17 protein-coding genes are annotated in these 18288 nt (G+C 62.4%); 10 read left to right on the top strand and 7 right to left on the bottom strand.

Annotated features, from left to right (window positions below; translation table 11 throughout):
- Positions 1-9: 9 nt before the first annotated feature.
- Positions 10-969 (top strand): glyoxylate/hydroxypyruvate reductase A, encoded by a 960-nt coding sequence (locus tag E8Q41_RS01680; protein ID WP_137153763.1) that lies wholly within the window; start codon positions 10-12, stop codon positions 967-969.
- On the opposite strand, the gene E8Q41_RS01685 is transcribed toward E8Q41_RS01680, so the two are convergent.
- Positions 963-2015 carry a lactonase family protein gene (locus tag E8Q41_RS01685; RefSeq protein WP_170976321.1) on the bottom strand — a complete coding sequence of 351 codons (1053 nt, stop codon included), beginning with the start codon at positions 2013-2015 and terminating at the stop codon, positions 963-965. The genes E8Q41_RS01680 and E8Q41_RS01685 overlap by 7 nt on opposite strands.
- A 151-nt stretch (positions 2016-2166) precedes the next feature.
- On the opposite strand from E8Q41_RS01685, the gene E8Q41_RS01690 reads away from it, so the two are divergent.
- Positions 2167-3867, top strand: coding sequence for a long-chain-fatty-acid--CoA ligase (locus tag E8Q41_RS01690; RefSeq protein ID WP_137153765.1), 1701 nt, complete (start codon positions 2167-2169; stop codon positions 3865-3867).
- Here the strand turns inward: E8Q41_RS01690 and E8Q41_RS01695 are convergent.
- The 4 genes from E8Q41_RS01695 to E8Q41_RS01710 are packed head-to-tail and all read right to left on the bottom strand — an operon-like array spanning position 3864 to position 8150.
- Complete coding sequence (locus tag E8Q41_RS01695; RefSeq protein ID WP_137153766.1) at positions 3864-4529, bottom strand: metallophosphoesterase family protein; 666 nt, start codon at positions 4527-4529, stop codon at positions 3864-3866. The genes E8Q41_RS01690 and E8Q41_RS01695 overlap by 4 nt on opposite strands.
- 18 nt (positions 4530-4547) lie before the next feature.
- Positions 4548-5711: an alanine racemase gene (locus E8Q41_RS01700; protein ID WP_137153767.1), complete on the bottom strand. Its 1164-nt coding sequence runs from the start codon at positions 5709-5711 to the stop codon at positions 4548-4550.
- On the bottom strand, positions 5708-6988 hold the full coding sequence (locus E8Q41_RS01705) for a D-arabinono-1,4-lactone oxidase (RefSeq protein WP_137153768.1): 1281 nt from the start codon (positions 6986-6988) through the stop codon (positions 5708-5710). Before E8Q41_RS01705 ends, E8Q41_RS01700 begins: the two co-directional genes overlap by 4 nt.
- A 4-nt stretch (positions 6989-6992) precedes the next feature.
- On the bottom strand, positions 6993-8150 hold the full coding sequence (locus E8Q41_RS01710) for an MFS transporter (protein WP_137153769.1): 1158 nt from the start codon (positions 8148-8150) through the stop codon (positions 6993-6995).
- A 135-nt stretch (positions 8151-8285) separates the two neighbouring features.
- On the opposite strand from E8Q41_RS01710, the gene E8Q41_RS01715 reads away from it, so the two are divergent.
- Positions 8286-8927, top strand: coding sequence for a TetR/AcrR family transcriptional regulator (locus E8Q41_RS01715; RefSeq protein WP_246660048.1), 642 nt, complete (start codon positions 8286-8288; stop codon positions 8925-8927).
- Between the two features lie 133 nt (positions 8928-9060).
- Here E8Q41_RS01715 and E8Q41_RS01720 read toward each other — a convergent pair whose 3' ends face one another.
- Positions 9061-9345: a DUF1127 domain-containing protein gene (locus E8Q41_RS01720; protein ID WP_170976322.1), complete on the bottom strand. Its 285-nt coding sequence runs from the start codon at positions 9343-9345 to the stop codon at positions 9061-9063.
- 131 nt (positions 9346-9476) lie between these two features.
- On the opposite strand from E8Q41_RS01720, the gene E8Q41_RS01725 reads away from it, so the two are divergent.
- Positions 9477-10427: a LysR substrate-binding domain-containing protein gene (locus tag E8Q41_RS01725; RefSeq protein WP_137153771.1), complete on the top strand. Its 951-nt coding sequence runs from the start codon at positions 9477-9479 to the stop codon at positions 10425-10427.
- A gap of 156 nt (positions 10428-10583) precedes the next feature.
- Positions 10584-12578, top strand: a complete 1995-nt coding sequence (locus E8Q41_RS01730) for a CocE/NonD family hydrolase (RefSeq protein WP_137153772.1) — start codon at positions 10584-10586, stop codon at positions 12576-12578.
- A 2-nt stretch (positions 12579-12580) separates the two neighbouring features.
- Here E8Q41_RS01730 and E8Q41_RS01735 read toward each other — a convergent pair whose 3' ends face one another.
- The gene (locus tag E8Q41_RS01735) at positions 12581-13096 is read right to left on the bottom strand and encodes a hypothetical protein (RefSeq protein WP_137153773.1); all 516 of its coding nucleotides are present in this window, start codon (positions 13094-13096) and stop codon (positions 12581-12583) included.
- 241 nt (positions 13097-13337) lie between these two features.
- Here E8Q41_RS01735 and rfbF point away from each other — a divergent pair, with 241 nt between their 5' ends.
- The 5 genes from rfbF (at position 13338) to E8Q41_RS01760 (ending at position 18287) form a co-directional block, all read left to right on the top strand.
- Complete coding sequence (gene rfbF / locus E8Q41_RS01740; protein WP_137153774.1) at positions 13338-14108, top strand: glucose-1-phosphate cytidylyltransferase; 771 nt, start codon at positions 13338-13340, stop codon at positions 14106-14108.
- Positions 14108-15193 (top strand): CDP-glucose 4,6-dehydratase, encoded by a 1086-nt coding sequence (gene rfbG / locus E8Q41_RS01745; RefSeq protein ID WP_137153823.1) that lies wholly within the window; start codon positions 14108-14110, stop codon positions 15191-15193. Before rfbF ends, rfbG begins: the two co-directional genes overlap by 1 nt.
- The gene (locus tag E8Q41_RS01750; RefSeq protein ID WP_137153775.1) at positions 15190-15753 is read left to right on the top strand and encodes a dTDP-4-dehydrorhamnose 3,5-epimerase family protein; all 564 of its coding nucleotides are present in this window, start codon (positions 15190-15192) and stop codon (positions 15751-15753) included. Before rfbG ends, E8Q41_RS01750 begins: the two co-directional genes overlap by 4 nt.
- The gene (locus E8Q41_RS01755; protein ID WP_137153776.1) at positions 15750-16976 is read left to right on the top strand and encodes a class I SAM-dependent methyltransferase; all 1227 of its coding nucleotides are present in this window, start codon (positions 15750-15752) and stop codon (positions 16974-16976) included. Before E8Q41_RS01750 ends, E8Q41_RS01755 begins: the two co-directional genes overlap by 4 nt.
- Positions 16977-17066: 90 nt before the next feature.
- A complete protein-coding gene (locus tag E8Q41_RS01760) occupies positions 17067-18287 on the top strand; it encodes a glycosyltransferase (protein ID WP_137153777.1) in 1221 nt (406 codons plus the stop codon).
- The last annotated feature ends 1 nt before the right edge of the window (position 18288 follow it).

Genomic DNA, 18288 nt, shown 5'->3' on the forward strand with positions numbered 1-18288 from the left:
AGGTTCCGCATGAGCACCAAAAGCCCCATCATCGTAGATCTCCGCTTTCATCCCGATCAGGTGGCGGAGGGCTTGAAGACGGCCTTTCCGGGGCGCGAGGTGATCAACCGCGCCGATCTCGCCCAGCGCGACCGCGACCTCTCGGGCATATCTTACGCTCTGCTCTGGAAGCCGCTGGACGATCTGTTTTCACGCGCGACGGATCTCAAGGTGCTGTTTTCGGGCGGCGCCGGCGTCGATCATGTTCTGACCCTGCCGGGCCTGCCCGACCTGCCGCTGGTGCGCTTCGTCGATCACACGCTGACGACGCGGATGAGCGAATGGGTGGTCATGCAGTGCCTGATGCATCTGCGCCAGCATCTCGCATACGACGCCCAGCAGCGCAGGCGCGTCTGGAAACCTTTGACGCAGCCCGAGGCGGCGGATCTCACCGTGGGCGTCATGGGCATGGGCGTTCTCGGCTCTGACGCCGCCCGCAAGCTCAAGACCATGGGCTTCAATGTCATCGGCTGGTCGAAGAGCGGCAAGCCGGTGGACGGCGTCGCCATGCATGCGGCCGAAGATCTCGACCGGTTCCTCGGCCAATCCGACATCCTCGTCGGTCTGCTGCCGTTGACGCCGGAGACGCGCGGCATCTTCAATCGCGACCTGTTTTCGAAGCTGAAGCGGGACGGCGCGCTGGGCGGTCCTGTGTTCATCAATGCCGGCCGTGGCGGCAGCCAGGTCGAAGCTGATGTGATCGAGGCGCTGCAGTCGGGCCTGCTCAGGGCCGCCTCGCTCGATGTGTTCGAGGTCGAGCCGCTGCCGGAGACCTCGGCGATCTGGTCGCTGCCCAATTTGATCCTGACGCCGCATTCGGCGGCGGATTCGGATGTCTCGGCGCTGTTTGCGCATGTCGAGCGGCAGATCGAGCGCTTCGAGCGCGGCGAAGCGCTGGAGCATGTCGTGGCGCGAGACACTGGTTACTGAGGATTGACGAACAGCATGTCGAGCGGCGCTTTCACCGGCACGATGTTGGTGGGTTCCGCGGACAGCTTTCCATCGGCAAAGTCCCAAGCGAACAGGGCGACCCCATCTGATTTCTGGTTGGCGACGGCCAGCCGCCGCGCGGCGCGATCGAAGCGGATGGCTCGTGGAAAGGCGCCGCCGCAATCATATTCGGCTTTCAGCGTCGGCAAGCCGCTCTGCGGATCGATCCAGAACACGGCGATCGTATCTGCGCCGCGATTGGCGACCAGGAGATGGTGGCCGTCGGGCGTCGTCAAGATGCCGGAAGGATAGTTTCGACTGTCGGTCTCGTGCTGCGTAGCCGGCATGCGGGCGGCCAGTTGAAGTCCGTCATCGCTCACCGAAAAGGCGAGAAGCGTCGAATCCAGTTCGCCTGTCACATAGAGCATGCGGCCATTGGGATGAAACGCCGCGTGACGGGGACCGGCTCCCTCAGGCGTTTTCGTCTCGCCTTTGGGCGAGAGACGACCCGCCTCGCTATCGAAGGCATAGGAAAACAGCCTGTCCGCGCCGAGATCCACAGCGACAAGCCGGCGATTGTCGGGGCTGATAGCGACGCAGTGGCAATGCGGTCCCTCCTGCCGGCGCTTGTCCGGGCCGGTGCCGTGATGCGTGAAGCGCGCTATGGGGTTTGAGATGTCGCCGCTATCCGAAAGGGAAAAGGCGGATAACGAGGCGTCGCCCGGCGCGCGAGATGCTTGGTAATTCGCGACAAACAGAAAACGTTCGGTCCTGTCGAGGCAAAGATGAACGGCGGCATTCCCACCGGTGGCCTGCGCAGTCCGCGCCGAAAGCCGCTCCGCATTGAGTTCGACCGGCGTGACGCGGCCAGAACCTTTGGATTTTTCGCTCGCGACGTAAATCATTTTGGTCTTGGTCGACGCCGCCAGAAACGAAGGATTTGGCGTGATGGAAGACATGAATGTGTCTCCGCCCAACCGATGAAGCGCGAGAGCTCCCAGACCCGGTGAGGCGGAGCAGATCAGCAGATGCGTTTCCATGGTCATGCCATTTTCCATTTGCGAAAGACGAGCGTCTGTCAGCTGTGCGTTGACGTTTACGTCAATGTAAACTAGTCTTTGCTTGCGTGAGGAGCAAAGGCGATTAACATCCTGTCGAGGAGAGCGCAGGATGTCAAAATAGCGCTGGGAGGAAAAGATGAACGCAATTGATTCGAGCTTGCAGCCTATGCCGGGCGACAGGCCGTGGCTAAAATCCTATCCGGATGGCGTTCCGTCCGAAATTCAGCCTTTGAAGCATGCCTCGCTCGGAGAATTGTTCGAGGATGTCGTCAGTCGCAACGGTCACAAGCCGGCCTATACCTGCATGGGCAAGACGCTGAGCTTCGGCGAGATCGATCAGATGTCGCGTCAGGTCGCCGCCTGGCTGCAGCAGAAGGGCCTGAAACGCGGAGATCGCGTCGCGATCATGTTTCCGAACATCCTGCAATTTCCCGTCGTCGCGCTCGCGGTGCTGCGCGCCGGCTTTATCGCAGTCAATGTCAACCCGCTCTACACCCCGCGCGAACTCAATTATCAGCTGAAAGACGCCGGCGCGAAGCTTCTGTTCACGCTTGAGAATTTCGCCGCAACCGTGCAGCAGGCCCTGCCGGGAACGGGTGTCGAGACCGTGGTCGTCGCCACCATGGGCGATCTCCTGGGCTTCAAGGGCCATCTCGTCAATTTCGTGGTGCGTAAGGTCAAGAAGCTCGTGCCTCTCTGGACGCTGCCCGGCCACGTGCCGTTCAAAACCCTGCTTGCGGAGGCGAAAAGCCTGCGATTCCGTCCCGAGAACGTCACGGCCTCCGATGTCGCCTTTCTGCAGTATACCGGCGGCACGACCGGGGTGGCCAAGGGCGCGGTGCTGACGCATGGCAATATTCTCGCCAATGCCGAGCAGACGGCCGTCTGGCTGTCGGTTCTCTATCGCCGCGCCAAAAAGCCCGAGGATTTCACCTTCGTCTGCCCGCTGCCGCTCTACCATATTTTCGCGCTCACCGTGAATTTGGTGATGGGGATGAAGGAAGTGGCGCGCAATGTGCTGATCCCCAACCCGCGAGACATTCCCGCCTTTGTGAAGGTGCTGCGGTCGGAAAAGATCCATGTCTTCCCGGGCCTCAACACGCTGTTTAATGCGCTTGTGAACAATGAGGAGTTCAAGAAGCTCGATTTCTCGAAACTCATCCTCAGCCTGGCCGGCGGCATGGCCTGCCAGAGGCCGGTGGCCGAACGCTGGCAAGCGGTGACCGGTTGCCCGATTTCCGAAGGTTACGGTCTGTCCGAGACCTCGCCGATCGCCACGGTCAACCGTCTCGACGCCGGCTCCTTCACCGGCACGATCGGCCTGCCGCTGCCCTCCACAGATATCCAGATCCAGGATGACGACGGCAAGCAGGTTCCGCTCGGCGTGGTCGGCGAGATCTGCATCCGCGGCCCGCAGGTGATGTCCGGCTATTGGAACAAGCCGGAGGAAACCGCCAAGGTGATGACGCCTGATGGCTTCTTCCGTTCGGGCGACATGGGCGTGATGGATGAGAACGGCTATATCCGCATTGTCGATCGCAAGAAGGACATGGTGATCGTTTCCGGCTTCAACGTTTATCCCAATGAAGTGGAAGAGGTGGTCGCCTCCCATCCGGGCGTCCTCGAAGCCGCTGTGATAGGCGTGCCGGACGAACATTCCGGCGAAGCGGTGAAACTGTTCGTGGTGCGCAAGAACCCGGATCTCACGGCGGCCGAGATCAAGGAGTATTGTGCGTCAAGACTTACGAACTACAAGCGTCCGAAACACATAGAATTTCGCGAAAGCCTGCCGAAATCCAATGTCGGCAAGATCCTGCGGAAGGAGTTGCGGACTTAACCGGTCCAGCGATAGCGGCTGGATATGTTGATGAAGCGTGTGGGCCCGCCCGGAACGGCGTCGTCAAAAACGGCGGCCGTCAAGCGATCGCCGAACACGCAGCCGCTGTCGATATTGCTGCGCGCGCCGCGCGTGACGGGATTTTCGTCGCGCGGCGTATGGCCATGGCAGAGGTGACGACCGAAGAATTCACCGTGATCATCCTCGGGTTTTGGCCTGCGCCAGAGCAGCGTATTCTCCTCCTGATCCTCAAGCGGTCGCCCACGGTCAAGCCCGGCATGGGCAAAGATCCTGAAAACATCGACATGGATCTGAGGACGGTTGGCAAGCCACAGTCGATGCGCCTCCGGAACCTCGCCGCGATAGGACTGTAAAGTCTCCTCGCCGCCGTTGCGGAGCCAGAAGCCTTCACGATCTGCGCCCGCCAGCGCATCGAGCATCATGCGTTCGTGATTGCCCATCAGGGCGACCCAGCGCCAGTTCTTTGTCTGCGGCCCCGCCATGACGCGGTCCACGACGCCGGCGCTGTCAGGACCACGATCAACATAGTCGCCGAGAAAGACCAGCGTTCCCCCATCGTAAGCCAAGCGGATGATGTCCAGCAGACTGTCGAGTTCGGCGAGACAACCGTGGATGTCGCCGATGGCGATGGTGACGCTCATGATGATCTTTCGGACTGGTCAACCGGGAGGAAGCGGCGTCCAGTCTTCCACGATCCGCCCGCCCGAGTAAACGGCGATCGGGCCGAATTGCTGCAGCACCGCTTCGCTCTGGCTCGGTCGCAGAAAGGCGAAATCGCCCTCGCGGGCGTCGGACCCATCCGACAACGCCATGAATTGCTGGTTGGAACTCTGGCCCCAAAGCGCATTCTCACGCATGCCTGGGGGATGGACGGGGCTCGCCATCCATTTGCCGCCATAGAGAAAGCAGCCTTCGCGCGGAAACTTGCCAAGCGTTTGCATCAGTGTCGTCAGGAAGGACGGGCCGGGCAGTTGCGCCTTGACCCGTTTCAGGATCGGCGTGGCGATGAACAGGGCCGGCAGGAGATCGGTGAGTTCCGCGCTGTCGAAATCAGTCGGTTTGAGAAAGGCCGATCCCATGGAGATCTCGTTGGCGAGATCCGGCCCGTAGCCGAGCGCGGTGTTGCTGCCGCCGATATTGAGGATCCGCCGTTGGTCCGGCGAGAGCGCGTCAACAAAAGCCTTGTAGTGGCCGAGCACGCGGGCGCGTTCGCCTGCCGCCCCGCCGGCAAAACCCGGAATTTTGATGATATGCGCTTCATAGCCCATCACGCCTTCCAATCGGATGCGGTTGTTCCTGACCGCAGCGAAGGCGGATCGCAACGCCGCGGGAGAGGCAAACCCGCCCCGGTGCATGCCGACGTCGATTTCGGCGGCGACGCGCAGATCGATATCCAGCGAAGCCGCAAGTGCGGCATAGTCTGTCAAACGTTCGGCGTTGTCGACGAGATGAACCACACGGCGGCTGAGCGCCTGCCGTTCGTGCGCGCTTGCCTGTTCGAACACATGTCTCAGAGCCACAGCCGACATGGGCTTGCCGAACAGGATTTCGGCGTCGGGATGCGCCGCCAGCACCGCCCGGGTGATGGGCAGATGAAAACTCATCACCCTCTTCGTGTCGAGGCGGTTCATCAGCCGCGCCAGAAGGGCGGGAACGGCGAGCGACTTGTCGACCAGCCGCAAGGCTTTGCCTGCCGTCCTCTTCCTCGCCACGGTATCGGCATTGGCGTCCAGCCGGTCGCGATCGATGACCAGCGTCGGCTGAAAGCGACCGGCCGCGGCCAAAGCCCCGCCGAGCGAGGTGAAATAGGCTCTGTCGCTCATGCCTCGATCAGCCGCTTGATGTAAGGCGAAACGAACCGTCCGTCGGGATCGAGCATTCGCCGCACCTCCATCGCATCTTTCCAGCGGGGATAAAGCTTGGCGAAATCCGCGCCTATCAGCGTATGCATCTTGCCCCAATGCGGCCGGCCGCCATAGCGGCGGAAGATCGGCTCGGCGGCGCGCTGGAAGGCGATCGGGTCTTCGGCCGCGTCATGATGAATGGCGATCGAGCAGGTCTGCCGCTTGTAGAAGGGGCTGAGCCAGATCTCGTCGGCGGCGACGGTGCGCACCTCCATCGGGAAATAGACTTCGGGAAAGCGCTTTTCGGTGAGTTCGATGATTTCCGCCAAGGCCTTGGGACCCTCCTCGATGGGCAGGTGATACTCCATCTCGTTGAATCGCGTCTGCCGGTCGCTGGTATAGACCTTCAACCAGTTCTCGACATAGTCCTCGCGCGGCAATTTCCGCATCGCGTCCGAAATCAGCTTGCGGCGCATCCATGGAAACCATTTCAGCAGATTGCGCGCGAGTTTCAGCGTCTTCAACCCGTCCTCGTCATCCTCCGGCGGCCGTGATGTCACCGGCTCGTCGGTGATGTCGCTGGCGAGAAACATCGCATGGCCGGAATAGGGCACGAAATAAAACTCGGCGGACCGGTGGGCCTTCATCATCGACTGGAAATTGGCGATCATGTCGCCGATCGGCAGCACCCAGCGGCGTTTGCGCATGCGATAGGTCGGCAGGTTGTTGAGCGTCACCGCGCTCACGATGCCGAAGGCCCCGAGGCTGACGCCGATGGCGTTCATCATCTCGCCATCCGCCTCGCGGGTGAAGACGCGCCTTTCGCCGCGCCCGTCGACCAGTTCGATATGGTGGAGCAGCGTGTGATAGGCGCCGAGCGTCGAGCCGGTGCCATGGGTGGCGGTGCCGAGGGCCCCGCCGATCGACTGTTTATCGATGTCGCCCATATTGGCGAGCGCCTGGCCGACACTGTCGAGGATTTTGGTGAGATTGCCGAGCTTCGTGCCGGCTCGCACCGTGGCGCGGCAGTGTTCGTCGTCATGGGACATCAGGCCCTCGATATGGTCGAGGGACAGGATCGTGCCGTCGCTCGGCACGAGCGGCGTGAAGGAATGGCCGGAGCCGACGACGCGGATTGGGCCCGGCGCGGTTTTCACGATCTCCTGCAGCGCTTCCACCGTTTCAGGCGTCTCGAAGCGCTGCGGGCGCGCGGTGACATAGCCCGACCAGTTCGACCAGGTGTGCGGCGCATTCATCGTGTCAAACTCCTCTGTGTCTGGATCGGGCGAGGCCGAAGGAAAGCGTCAGCGCCAGGCTGATCAGCGCCGATGCGCCCGCAAAGACCGCGATTGGCCTGTAATCGGCGCCGGTGACGAAGAACGAGGCTCCGGCAGGCCCGAGCGCGCCGCCGAACAATTGCGCGGCCGGCGTGAGCAGCGCGGTGCGGCGCGTGCTGTCCGCCGCCACCGTCATGGCGATCTGCCAGGGCGTCACGAACAACAGCAGGAAACCGGAGGCGAGCGACAGCAGCCAGAACAAGGGCAGCGAGACGCTTTGGGTGAAGGCATAGGCGATGACGACGGCGGCGAGCGCGCAGAAGGACAGCATTCCGACATAAGGGATCTTCGGTTCAAGCGCCGTTGCGGCGAGCGCTCCGGCCACCTGCGCCAGAAGCGACACCGACACGATCAGGCCCACCGTGGCGGAAGGCACATTGTTCTCGGCGCCCAGCGGCTCCAGAAACGCCCAGATCGCTCCGGTGAACATATAGAGACTGAAGATCGACAACAGCGCCAGACCCGGTCGAAGCGCGAAAACCGCGCGCGGATGCAGTGCGGCGTCGGCTGAAAGCGGGCCGTAATCATCGAGAAGCCGCGGCGCAAACAGCAGTCCGGCCAGTGTCGCCGCCGCGAGCAACAGAAAGCTTCCCGTCGAGCCCCAGGCAGGGGCGATCAGCAGCGCGATCACCACCGCTGCGGCGCTCTGGGCCAATGTCTGGACGATGATGAACCAGCCGCCATTGCGGCCGGGCGCGTCGCTGCGGGCGATCAGTTCGATCGCCACCGCAATCAATCCGCCTTCCACGAATCCCGCAAACACCCGGACGAGGATCAGCCACAGCGGCGTCGGGGCAAAGGCCGTGGCGGCATGCGCAGCAGCCGCCAGAGCCAGAAGCATGCCGGATTTCATCCGCATCGAACGCGCGCCGCCGATTGCCGACAACATGGCCGAACCCAGACCGATCGCCAGCATTTCCAGCGTGGCGAGGATCGCGATCTCGTCAAAGGTGGCGCGTGCTTCGGTAAAGAGCCCGCCGAGCAATATCGGCTGCAGCCCCAATGACAGGGCCCCGATCGAGCCCACCGCCATGGACGATGGAAGGTCGCTTTCCCGTAGCCTGCGCAGTCCGCGGCGCATGGGTAAACCATATCCAGTCTGCACGACCAACCTCACGCTTGCTTTTTCTTGCGGATTGCTCAATTGCTTTTATTTATATTCTCCTCATAAACAAATCTGACAGTTGGTCATCTTTCTGTCAAGCAGGGGAGCTAAGTGGAGGACCACGACGGCATGCAGGATCTGGATTCCAATTTGAGGCGTTCCCCGAAACAGGATCGCAGCCGGGAGCGCGTCGAGGAAATATTGGGCGCCGCCAAGCAGCTGATCGGCGAAAAGGGCATCGATGCGGTGAAGATGCGCGAGATTGCAGCGCTGGCCGGCGGCCCGATCTCCTCGCTCTATCAATATTTCCCCAACAAGTCCTCGATCGTGTCGATGCTGCACAATCAGTGGATCGCCGAATTGGGTTCCGTTCTCGATGGCGGACTGGAAAAAGCGCGGGATCTGGATGAGATCTGCACTGCCGCCGTCTCGCTGCTCGACTACTACTATCAGCGCATCGTCGCCGATCCCGCCATTCTCGACATGGTAAACGCCATCCAGGCTGACAAGAGCTCCAAGGGAGCAGACATCGCCGCCACCCGTCGGCATGCGGATCAGTTTGCGGAAAGCGCCCGGCCCTTCATCGCCGAGGATCAGTTCGAGGCGTTCCAGCGGGTGACCTTCCTGATGTTCCAGCTGGCGAGCGGGGCGGTTAGGTTGGCGCTCGCGGTCGGCCCCGACGAATCGGACGCCGTCATCAACGACTACAAGATCATGATCAGGACCCAGCTCGCGGCCTTTGCGCGCCGGTGAAGCGGAAACTGGAAATCGGCAGAAAAAAACCCGGTGCATTGCTGGGAGGCAATGCGACCGGGCAAATGGCAGGGCCTGCTTGGCGAAACCCTGCGGGGAAACTCGCGCGCCTTCCAGCGAAGGCGAAACTCTTTCAGAAGCGGCGCATGCCGCGGATTGTCTTCTCGCGCGCCTGGATCAAGGGCGCATAAGGGTTATCCCTGAAGGCCCGTTCCAAGGCGCTGTCGATGTCCCGACGGCTCAAGCCGATATCGGCCAGTTGCGCGTCGTCGAAGTCGCGCATCGACGCAATCACGCGACGGTTTTTGTATGCCAGATACTTTTGTGCAAGCCCGCGCAAGGGGAGTACCGTCCAGTTCTGCAAAAAAATTTTTATGCCGGACTCTGCGCTTGCAGCATACCTGTCGCGCGTTGCCATTGAACTCTCCATAGCCGGACCCACCGGCGGCTGTTGATTTGATAATGGTCACTTAAAAAGAATCCTATTGATCAGTCCAACGAATGTTTCTAATCATTATCATCAACGGTTCTTATGTGTGGGGGATGCGCATGTCCGCGCCGCTTGATATCGATCAGTTGCAGACCTTCGTCGCGATCGCCGATGCGGGCAGTTTCACCAAGGCCGCCGAGCGCGTGTTCAAGACCCAGTCGGCGGTGTCGATGCAGATGCGGCGTCTCGAAGAACGCATCCGTAAACCGCTGTTCGTGAAGGACGGCCGCGGCAACCGGCTGACGCCCGAAGGCGAGAAACTGCTCAATTACGCGCGGCGCATGATCCGGCTGAACAACGAAGCCGTCGCCGCTTTCGACGACAACCGGCTCGAGGGCACGTTGAGAATCGGCACGCCTGACGACTATGCCGACCGCTACATGCCGGAGATCATCCAGCGCTTTGCGCGCTCCCATCCCAATGTCGAACTCTACATCGAATGCGAGCCCTCCGTCGCACTGGCGGAGAAGATGGCGCGCGGCGAACTCGACATCGCGCTCGTCACCCACAATCCGCTGGAGCGCGAATCGGAAGTGGTGCGCACCGAGCCGCTCTGCTGGGTGACGTCGGCCAATCATCCGCTGCCGGAAAACGCGCCCGTGCCGCTGGCGCTCGGCCGCCGTGATTGTCAGTGGCGGAGACTTGCCTGCGCCTCGCTCGATTCCATCGGCCGTGAATATCAGATCCTGTTCACCAGTTGGTCCTCCACCGTCGTAGCGGCCGCCGTGCTCGCCGGCATGGCCGTGTCCGTGCTGCCGGAATCGGCGCTGCGCACCGGCATGAAGGTGCTGGGCCAGCCGGACGGCTTTCCGCCGCTTGCGCCGGTGCAGATCGGCATCATGAAGCGCACGGGCCTGTCGACCTCGCTGACCAACGCCATCACCGCCCATATCTCGGCCTGCCTCGACAATATCACCCCGGCCAATGTCGACGACGAGCTCGACCGCGACGTGAAGATGTGGCCGCGCATGCCCCGGCTGAAGGCCGGCCATATGCTTCCGGGTTGGTGAAGCGCGCCGGCATTCTCTGTCGATCATCAGAGAATTATAATATTATAAGCGGGCCGCAATTCGGCCCGCACAGGGCGCTTTTGAAATGACATTCGGCTGCCCCGGTCCTAGACTCGCCCTCAAGAAGACTTCTCTTTTCGACAAGATGGGAACGCCATGGCCGACCGCGCCTTCGCCACGATTGAAAATCACTGGATCACGCTGAAGGACGGCACGCGCCTCGCCGCCCGCATCTGGATGCCCGAAAACGCCGACGCCGATCCCGTGCCGGCGGTGTTCGAATTCCTGCCTTACCGCAAGCGTGACGGAACGAGCCCGCGCGACGAATCCACCTATCCGGTCTTCGCCGCCGCCGGCATCGCCGGCGTCCGCGTCGACATCAGGGGCTCGGGGGAATCCGATGGCGTCATCGACGGCGAATACACGCCTTTGGAGCTCGCCAACGCCTGTGAACTGATCGCCTGGATCGCCGAACAGCCCTGGTGCAACGGCTCGGTCGGCATGATGGGCATTTCCTGGGGCGGGTTCAATTCGCTGCAGGTGGCGGCGCTGCGCCCGCCGGCGCTCAAGGCGGTGATCTCGATCGCCTCGACCGTCGATCGCTACAATGACGATATCCATTACAAGAACGGCTGCCATCTCTCTGCGCAACTGTCGTGGGCGGCGACCATGCTGGCCTATCAGTCCCGCTCGCCGGACCCTGAACTGACCGGCAACCGGTGGAAGGAGATGTGGCTGGAGCGGCTCGACGCCGAACCCTTTTTCCTGGAGGAATGGCTCGAGCACCAGCGCCGCGACGATTTCTGGAAACACGGTTCGATCTGCGAGAATTTCGACGATGTCCAGATCCCGACGCTGGTGATCGCCGGCTGGGCTGACGGCTACCGCAACACGCCGCTGAAGGCCGTGGAAGGCCTGGGCGACAAGGCCAAGGCGATTATCGGTCCCTGGGTGCACAAATATCCCCATTTCGCCTGGCCCAAGCCGCGCGCCGATTTTCTCGGCGAAGCGATCCGCTGGTGGAACCGCTGGCTGAAGGGCGAGGAAAACGGCGCCGAGGACCTGCCGCAGGTCCGCGCCTATATCATGGACGACGTCAAGCCCGCGCCGCGCCGCGACTTCGATCCGGGATTCTGGGTCGCTAAGCCGCGCTGGACGGCGCCTGATATGGACAGCCTCCGTCTCGATGGCGCGCATGGGCTGGCTTTCGGCAGCGAGAGCCATGCTCGGGGCAGGACCGCGTTGCGTTCGCCGCTCGCCACCGGCACGGCGTCGGGCGAGTATTTCACGCTGAAGCCGGACGCAGAAATGGCCGTCGATCAACGTAGCGACGACGCGGGTTCGCTCGTGTTCGAAACCGAGCCGTTGGCGGAAGCCCGTGACTATCTCGGCATGCCCGTGGTTCGCATCACGCTCAAGTCGGACGCCGAACTCGCCAATCTCTGCGCCCGTATCGTCGATGTGCATCCCGATGGGACGGCGCTCCGGGTCAGCTTCGGCGTGCTCAATCTGGCGCATCGGACGTCGAACGAGCATCCCGAGCCGCTGACGCCCGGCGAAGACACGGAAATCACCCTGACGCTGGACGCCTGCGGCTATCGATTCGAGCCAGGCCATCGCATCCGGCTGTCGCTGTCGACCGCCTATTGGCCGATGATCCTGCCGCCGCCGACCGACGCCACGCTCGACATCGATCTCGCCTCGGTGGAGCTCTTGTTGCCCAAACTCGGCGACGCAGCGCGCATCGTCATGAAGGAGCCGGATAACCCGTCGCCGCTGCCGACCTATATCGAGCACGCGCCGGGTGATACCAGACGTTCGGTGGCGCGCGATCTCACCCATGCCCGCACCGAATACCGAATTGTGGAAGACACCGGACTGCATGAGCATCCCGGCACGGGCCTCTCGACGCGGCAGTTGCGCGAAGAGCTATGGACGATTGCCGACAACGATCCGTCGTCGATGACGGGAACCTCGGTGTGGACCTGTGACATGTCCCGACCAGGCTGGTTTGTCCGCACGATCTCGACGGCGCGGATCAGCTGCACCGCCGATGACTGGATCATCGACGCCGAAGTCGTGGCGATAGACGGCGAGGACGAGTTTTTCCGCAAAGCCTATGCCAAATCCATCCCGCGCGACGGGATGTGACCTCATTTGCCCTGGGGCGGACGCGGGAGGGGAAGAGCCTGGACAAACGGCTCCACCGCTTCCCCTGGCTTCCACTTCTTCAGCCGGAAGAGGATGTCGGTTTCCCACTTGGAGGAATCCGGCTCGCTCAGGTCGCAAATCCTGAAGACGTTGAGAAGGCAGCCAAAATGCAGGCCCTTCTCATCGCGGGTGCTGTCGATGGTGAGTTTCGCTTCGTTCGCCCATTGGATGATGAGGACGTGAATGTCGCGCATCCGCTCATAGGGGCCCCGCCAACTCGCCTGAATATAGTCGGCCGCCGGTAGACTGCCGGCCTTGAAGGGCCCGTTCGTGCGCATCGGTTTCTCGGTGAAAAACCCGAAATCGGCTTCCAGATTGTCGAAATCACGGAACGTCACGAGTTTGAGAAAGGCCGATCCGATTTCTTTTGCGCCTTGTTTGAGCGCCTCTTCACGCGCTTCCTTGAAGAACACCTGTGACTGCTGGGTGATCAGACGCGCCGACAACCTCGACCGCAACGATATGAACTGCTGGCGGTTGATCTGAATTTTTTGAGGTATAGACAGCATTGGGGAGGTCGCTCGCTTCCGGATAGGGCCGTTCCAATCTCGCCTTTTTTGATTGCTCGGCTAAAAAGCAGATTCCTTGATAGGGGCCTTTGCTATTCGCAGCAAGAACTTTAGGCCCGCAAAAGCTTCCCGGCCCAAGAGTGGTTATAAGACCCAGCAGGCGTCAGGATGATTCGCGGGTGAAGCAGATATGAAGGCTGTGATTTTGGCGGGCGGCCTCGGCTCCAGACTGGCCGAGGAGACCCATACGCGCCCCAAGCCCATGGTGGAGATCGGCTCCCGGCCCATTCTTTGGCACATCATGAAGATCTATTATGCGCATGGCGTGCGCGATTTCGTGATCTGCTGCGGCTTCAAGGGCTATATGATCAAGGAATATTTCGCCAATTACAGCCTGCATATGTCCGACATCACCTTCGATCTCGGCTCGAACCGGCTGGAATTCCACCGCCAGAATGCCGAGTCCTGGCGGGTGACGCTGGTGGATACGGGCGAAAACTCGATGACCGGGGGGCGCCTCAAGCGCGTCGCGTCCTATCTCGATCCCAACGAGCCCTTCTGCTTCACCTATGGCGACGGCGTGGCGGACACCGACATCTCCGCGACCATCGCCTTCCACAAGCGTCATGGCAAGCTGGCCACCGTCACCGCCGTGCGCCCGCCGGCGCGTTTCGGCGCGCTGCGCTTCGAGGGCGACGACGTCACCGGCTTCGTCGAAAAGCCCGAGGGCGAGGGCGGCTTCATCAATGGCGGCTTCTTCATCCTGCATCCGAGCGTCATCGATCGCATCGAGGGCGACGCGACGAGTTTCGAAGGCGAGCCCTTGGGCAGTCTCGCCGCAGACGGCCAGTTGAAGGCCTGGTTCCACAAGGGCTTCTGGCAACCGATGGACACGCTGCGCGACAAGATCCAGCTGGAAAATCTCTGGGCCTCCGGCAGCCCGCCCTGGAAGGTCTGGTGATGGATCGCTCCTTCTGGCATGGAAAGCGCGTGCTGCTGACGGGGCATACCGGCTTCAAGGGGGCCTGGCTCGCCTTCTGGCTCAGGCGTCTCGGCGCTGAGGTGGAGGGCTTGGCCTTGGCGCCCGCCGAGGACCGGCCATCGCTTCATGTCCTGCTGGGTAGCGCCCGCGGCGGCCGCGACATCGTCGATATCCGCGACCGCGATGCGGTTCGTGCGCGTGTCGATGCGGTTCGACCCGAGATCATCCTGCATCTGGCGGCCCAGCCGCTCGTCCGCGCCGGCTACCGTGATCCGCTCGAAACCTTCGAGACCAATGTGCAGGGCACGGCCAATCTCCTGGACGCCGCGCGAACGGTGGAAAGCCTGCGCGTCGCCGTCTCGGTGACCACCGACAAAGTCTATGAAAACGCCGAGACAGGCAGGGCGTTCGCGGAAGTCGATCCGCTGGGGGGGCATGATCCCTATTCCGCCTCCAAGGCGGCGGCCGATATCGTCACCTCCAGCTATCGGCGTTCCTACTTTCTGGCCCGCGGGATCGGCGTCGCCACGGCGCGCGCCGGCAATGTCATCGGCGGCGGCGACTGGGCGGACGACAGGTTGATCCCGGATGCGATCAGGGCCTTCGAAACCGATAAAGAGCTCGACATTCGGCGACCCCAGGCGGTTCGGCCCTGGCAGCATGTGCTCGAGCCCCTGCATGGCTATCTGCTGCTCGCCGAACGGCTATGGCGCGATCCCGAAACCGGGCCCGCCTATAATTTCGGTCCGGATCCGCAAAGCGCCGCCAGCGTGCGCGACCTTCTGGAGCGGTCGGCCCATCATTTCGACCTCTCGCGCATTCGCTGGGGTGACGGCGGCGAGGGGCCGCATGAAGCGGGTCTCCTGATGCTCGACAGCGCCCGCGCCCGCAATGATCTGGGATTTGTCCCGCGCTTCGATCTCGACGAGACGATCGGCCGGACCTGGGGCTGGTACAAAGGTCTCGCCGGCGGCCTCTCGGCCGAAACGCTGTGCGGGCGCGATATCGACGCCTTCGAGGCGCGCTTGAGCGATTCCGAGGCAAAGGAAAGGAAATCCGCATGACCGGCCGTTTCGACGCCAGCCGCACGCCGCTTTCGGGCCTGATCCTCTTGAAGCGCAAGCGGCTCGCCGATGACCGCGGCCATCTGAGCCGATTGTTCGACGCCGAGGGACTGGCCGCCTATGGCTGGCTCGGCGGCATCGCCCAGGTCAATGAAACGGTCACGCTGAAGCGCGGCACGGCGCGCGGCTTTCACTTCCAGAAACCGCCCGCGGCCGACGCCAAGCTCGTCACCTGCCTGCGCGGCGCGGTGCTCGACGTCGTCGTCGATATCCGCAAGGGTTCGCCGACGTTCCTCTCGCATTTCGCCACTGAACTGACAGCGGACAATTGCGCCTCGCTGCTGATCCCCGAGGGCTTCGCCCATGGCTTTCAGGCGTTGAGTGACGATGTCCAGCTGCTCTACGCCCATTCCGCTCCCTATCAGGCGGAGTCGGAAGGCGCGCTCAATCTCGCCGATCCCCGGCTTGGCGTGGCCTGGCCGCTGCCGCTCGCCAATCTGTCGGAGCGGGATCGCACGCATCTCATGCTCACCGAGGCGTTTGAAGGAATAGACGTATGAAATGCCGGCATTGCGGCGGCGAGGCATTCTGGCCGTTTCTCGACCTGGGGACGGCGCCGCCCTCCAATTCCTATCTCTCCGCCGAAAAGCTCGCGGAACCCGAACTCTGGTATCCTCTGGTCATCCGAACCTGCTCGGCTTGCCTGTTGACGCAAACCGAGGATTTCGCCAGCCGCGAGACGTTCTTCTCGGAGAGCTACGCCTATTTCAGCTCGTTTTCGACCTCCTGGCTCAACCATGCGCAAGCCTATGTCGCGGCGATGAAGGCGCGCTTCGGTTTTGCCGAAGGCGCGCGGCTGGTCGAAATCGCCGCCAATGACGGCTATCTCCTGCAATACGCCAAACCTCTCGGCTTTGAATGCCTCGGCGTCGAACCGACCGCCAGCACCGCGGCGGCGGCCCGCGCCAAGGGGCTGGACATTATCGAGGAGTTTTTCGGGCTGACGCTCGCCGAACGCCTGAAGGCGGAGGGCTGGAGCGCCGACCTGATGGCGGCCAACAATGTGCTTGCGCATGTGCCGGACATCAATGATTTCGTCTCCGGCTTCGCTTGCCTGCTTCAGCCGGAAGGGGTGGCGACCTTCGAATTCCCGCATCTCCTCAACATGGTCGAGGAGCGGCAATTCGACACCGCTTATCACGAACACTATTCCTATCTCTCGCTGCATGCGGTGAAGCGGGTTTTCGAAGCCAATGGTCTCCGGGTGTTCGACGTCGAAACGACGCCGTGGCATGGCGGCAGTCTGCGGGTCTTCGCCAGTCGCGCCGACGCGCGCTCAAGGCCTGAGCAAGCCTCCGTGGGCATCATGATGGCGACCGAGGAACGAGCGGGGCTGCTTTCGGGCGAATTCTACAGGGGATTTCAGGCCGAGGCGGAGCGGGTGCGAAATGATGTCGTCGCCTATCTGATCGACTGCCGGCGGAAGGGTCTCAAAGTTGCGGCCTATGGCGCGGCGGCGAAGGGCAATACGCTGCTGAATTTCGGCGGCGTCAAGCGCGATCTGATTTCGTTCGTGGTGGACAAGAATCCGGCCAAGCAGGGGACGTTCCTGCCCGGAAGCCGCATTCCCGTGGTCGATGAAGCGAGGCTGAAAGCCGAAAGGCCCGACAGGGTGGTGATACTGCCATGGAACATCCAGACCGAAATCGTGACGCAGCTTTCCTATATCAGAGACTGGGGTGGGAAGTTCGCGACAGCCATACCGACGCTCCGGGAGATGTGACTGCGCTCTCCGTCATCGACGTTGCCGCGCCGATCCTGAAACCGGTAGAGGTCACCGTCGAGGCGCCCAAGAAGGGTCCGCGCCGCGCGCATGCCTGATCGCCGACCGCGGCTGTCGCTCTGCATTCCCACGCGCAACCGTCGCGCTTGCGCGCAGCGCACTCTTGTCGATCTCCTCGGCAACCCGCGCCGGGACGTCGAGGTCATTTTCGCCGACAATTCGGACGACGCAGACTCGTTGGCGGCCTATGCCGCGACGATCGATGATCCCCGTCTGACCTATCTGCCGCCCGTCGGTTTCGCGCTGTCCATGCCCGAAAACTGGAGCCGCGCCGTTGCGGCCTGTCGCGGCGACTGGATCGCCATCATCGGCGACGACGATTTCTTCGATCTCGACATGGCCGATTGTCTCGATGCGATCGAGGAGCGGGTCCCCGATGTCGATTGCATCGGCTGGAACAGGTTGTCCTTCGCCTGGCCGGACAGCCGTCACACGCCCGGCAATATGGCGCTGCAACTCGGAAATCGCGCCGTCGAGACGTCGCGCGCCCAGTTCTTCGACAGGCTGTTCGGATGGCGAGGCGCGAGCCACGTGCCCTCAAGCGCCTATTCGATCTATCACGGCGCGGTCAGACGCGATCTGGTCGAGACGATCGCCGCGCGTTACGGCCAGCTGTTCGAGCATTCCGTGGTCGATTACGAATGGTCCTGCAAGCTGGCGGTCGAGGCGAACCGCTTTCTCTATGTGGAACGGCCATTCTCCGTGGCGGGCGTGTCCGCAGACAGCAATTCCGCCGCCGCCAATGATTTCGCCAGGTCTCAAGCCAATTATCAGGCGCTGATCGCCGAGCATGGCCCGGGCGAAGAGGCGAGCCAGTGGATGAGCGGTTTCCCTTTCGGCCCGCATCTCGGCGTCGCCGGCTGCATTCTCGGCGTCCAGCACTGGTTCAGGCAGAAATACGGTGTGGCCTACGACGATTGGCAAGAAAACTTCGTGAAGGCTCTGGTCCGCGACTGTGAAAACGGCAAGAGCCGACAGGCGTTCGAACAGCAAGTCGCAGCCTGTCGCACGGCGCTTGCGGGTTTCGAGGACGGGCGCTGGCTCTCGGCGTTCCAACCCCGCTACCGCAGCCGCGCCCAGGCTCAGGCCTTTACCGGTCTGCGCGGCGCGACGCTCTATATCGACGAGACCGTGGCCGACACGCCTGCCGAGGGATTGCGGTTCGCCCGCCAGATCGTCGGTCCGCTCGATGCGTTGACATATCACGTCGAGTCGGCGCATCGGCCGCTGTCGACAGCCAGTTTCGCTTAAG

The organism is Rhizobium sp. FKL33, assembly GCF_005222915.1.
GTDB lineage: Bacteria > Pseudomonadota > Alphaproteobacteria > Rhizobiales > Rhizobiaceae > Rhizobium_E.

Bases quoted from the DNA above. Each gene is read 5' to 3' on its own strand.
- E8Q41_RS01680 (WP_137153763.1), top strand. From the start codon at position 10: ATGAGCACCAAAAGCCCCATCATCGTAGATCTCCGCTTTCATCCCGAT.
- E8Q41_RS01750 (WP_137153775.1), top strand. From the start codon at position 15,190: ATGACCGGCCGTTTCGACGCCAGCCGCACGCCGCTTTCGGGCCTGATC.
- E8Q41_RS01705 (WP_137153768.1), bottom strand. From the start codon at position 6,988: ATGAATGCGCCGCACACCTGGTCGAACTGGTCGGGCTATGTCACCGCG.
- E8Q41_RS01690 (WP_137153765.1), top strand. From the start codon at position 2,167: ATGAACGCAATTGATTCGAGCTTGCAGCCTATGCCGGGCGACAGGCCG.
- rfbF (WP_137153774.1), top strand. From the start codon at position 13,338: ATGAAGGCTGTGATTTTGGCGGGCGGCCTCGGCTCCAGACTGGCCGAG.
- E8Q41_RS01700 (WP_137153767.1), bottom strand. From the start codon at position 5,711: ATGAGCGACAGAGCCTATTTCACCTCGCTCGGCGGGGCTTTGGCCGCG.
- E8Q41_RS01730 (WP_137153772.1), top strand. From the start codon at position 10,584: ATGGCCGACCGCGCCTTCGCCACGATTGAAAATCACTGGATCACGCTG.
- E8Q41_RS01695 (WP_137153766.1), bottom strand. From the start codon at position 4,529: ATGAGCGTCACCATCGCCATCGGCGACATCCACGGTTGTCTCGCCGAA.
- E8Q41_RS01720 (WP_170976322.1), bottom strand. From the start codon at position 9,345: ATGGCAACGCGCGACAGGTATGCTGCAAGCGCAGAGTCCGGCATAAAA.
- E8Q41_RS01755 (WP_137153776.1), top strand. From the start codon at position 15,750: ATGAAATGCCGGCATTGCGGCGGCGAGGCATTCTGGCCGTTTCTCGAC.
- rfbG (WP_137153823.1), top strand. From the start codon at position 14,108: ATGGATCGCTCCTTCTGGCATGGAAAGCGCGTGCTGCTGACGGGGCAT.
- E8Q41_RS01760 (WP_137153777.1), top strand. From the start codon at position 17,067: ATGCCTGATCGCCGACCGCGGCTGTCGCTCTGCATTCCCACGCGCAAC.
- E8Q41_RS01685 (WP_170976321.1), bottom strand. From the start codon at position 2,015: ATGACCATGGAAACGCATCTGCTGATCTGCTCCGCCTCACCGGGTCTG.
- E8Q41_RS01710 (WP_137153769.1), bottom strand. From the start codon at position 8,150: ATGCGCCGCGGACTGCGCAGGCTACGGGAAAGCGACCTTCCATCGTCC.
- E8Q41_RS01725 (WP_137153771.1), top strand. From the start codon at position 9,477: ATGTCCGCGCCGCTTGATATCGATCAGTTGCAGACCTTCGTCGCGATC.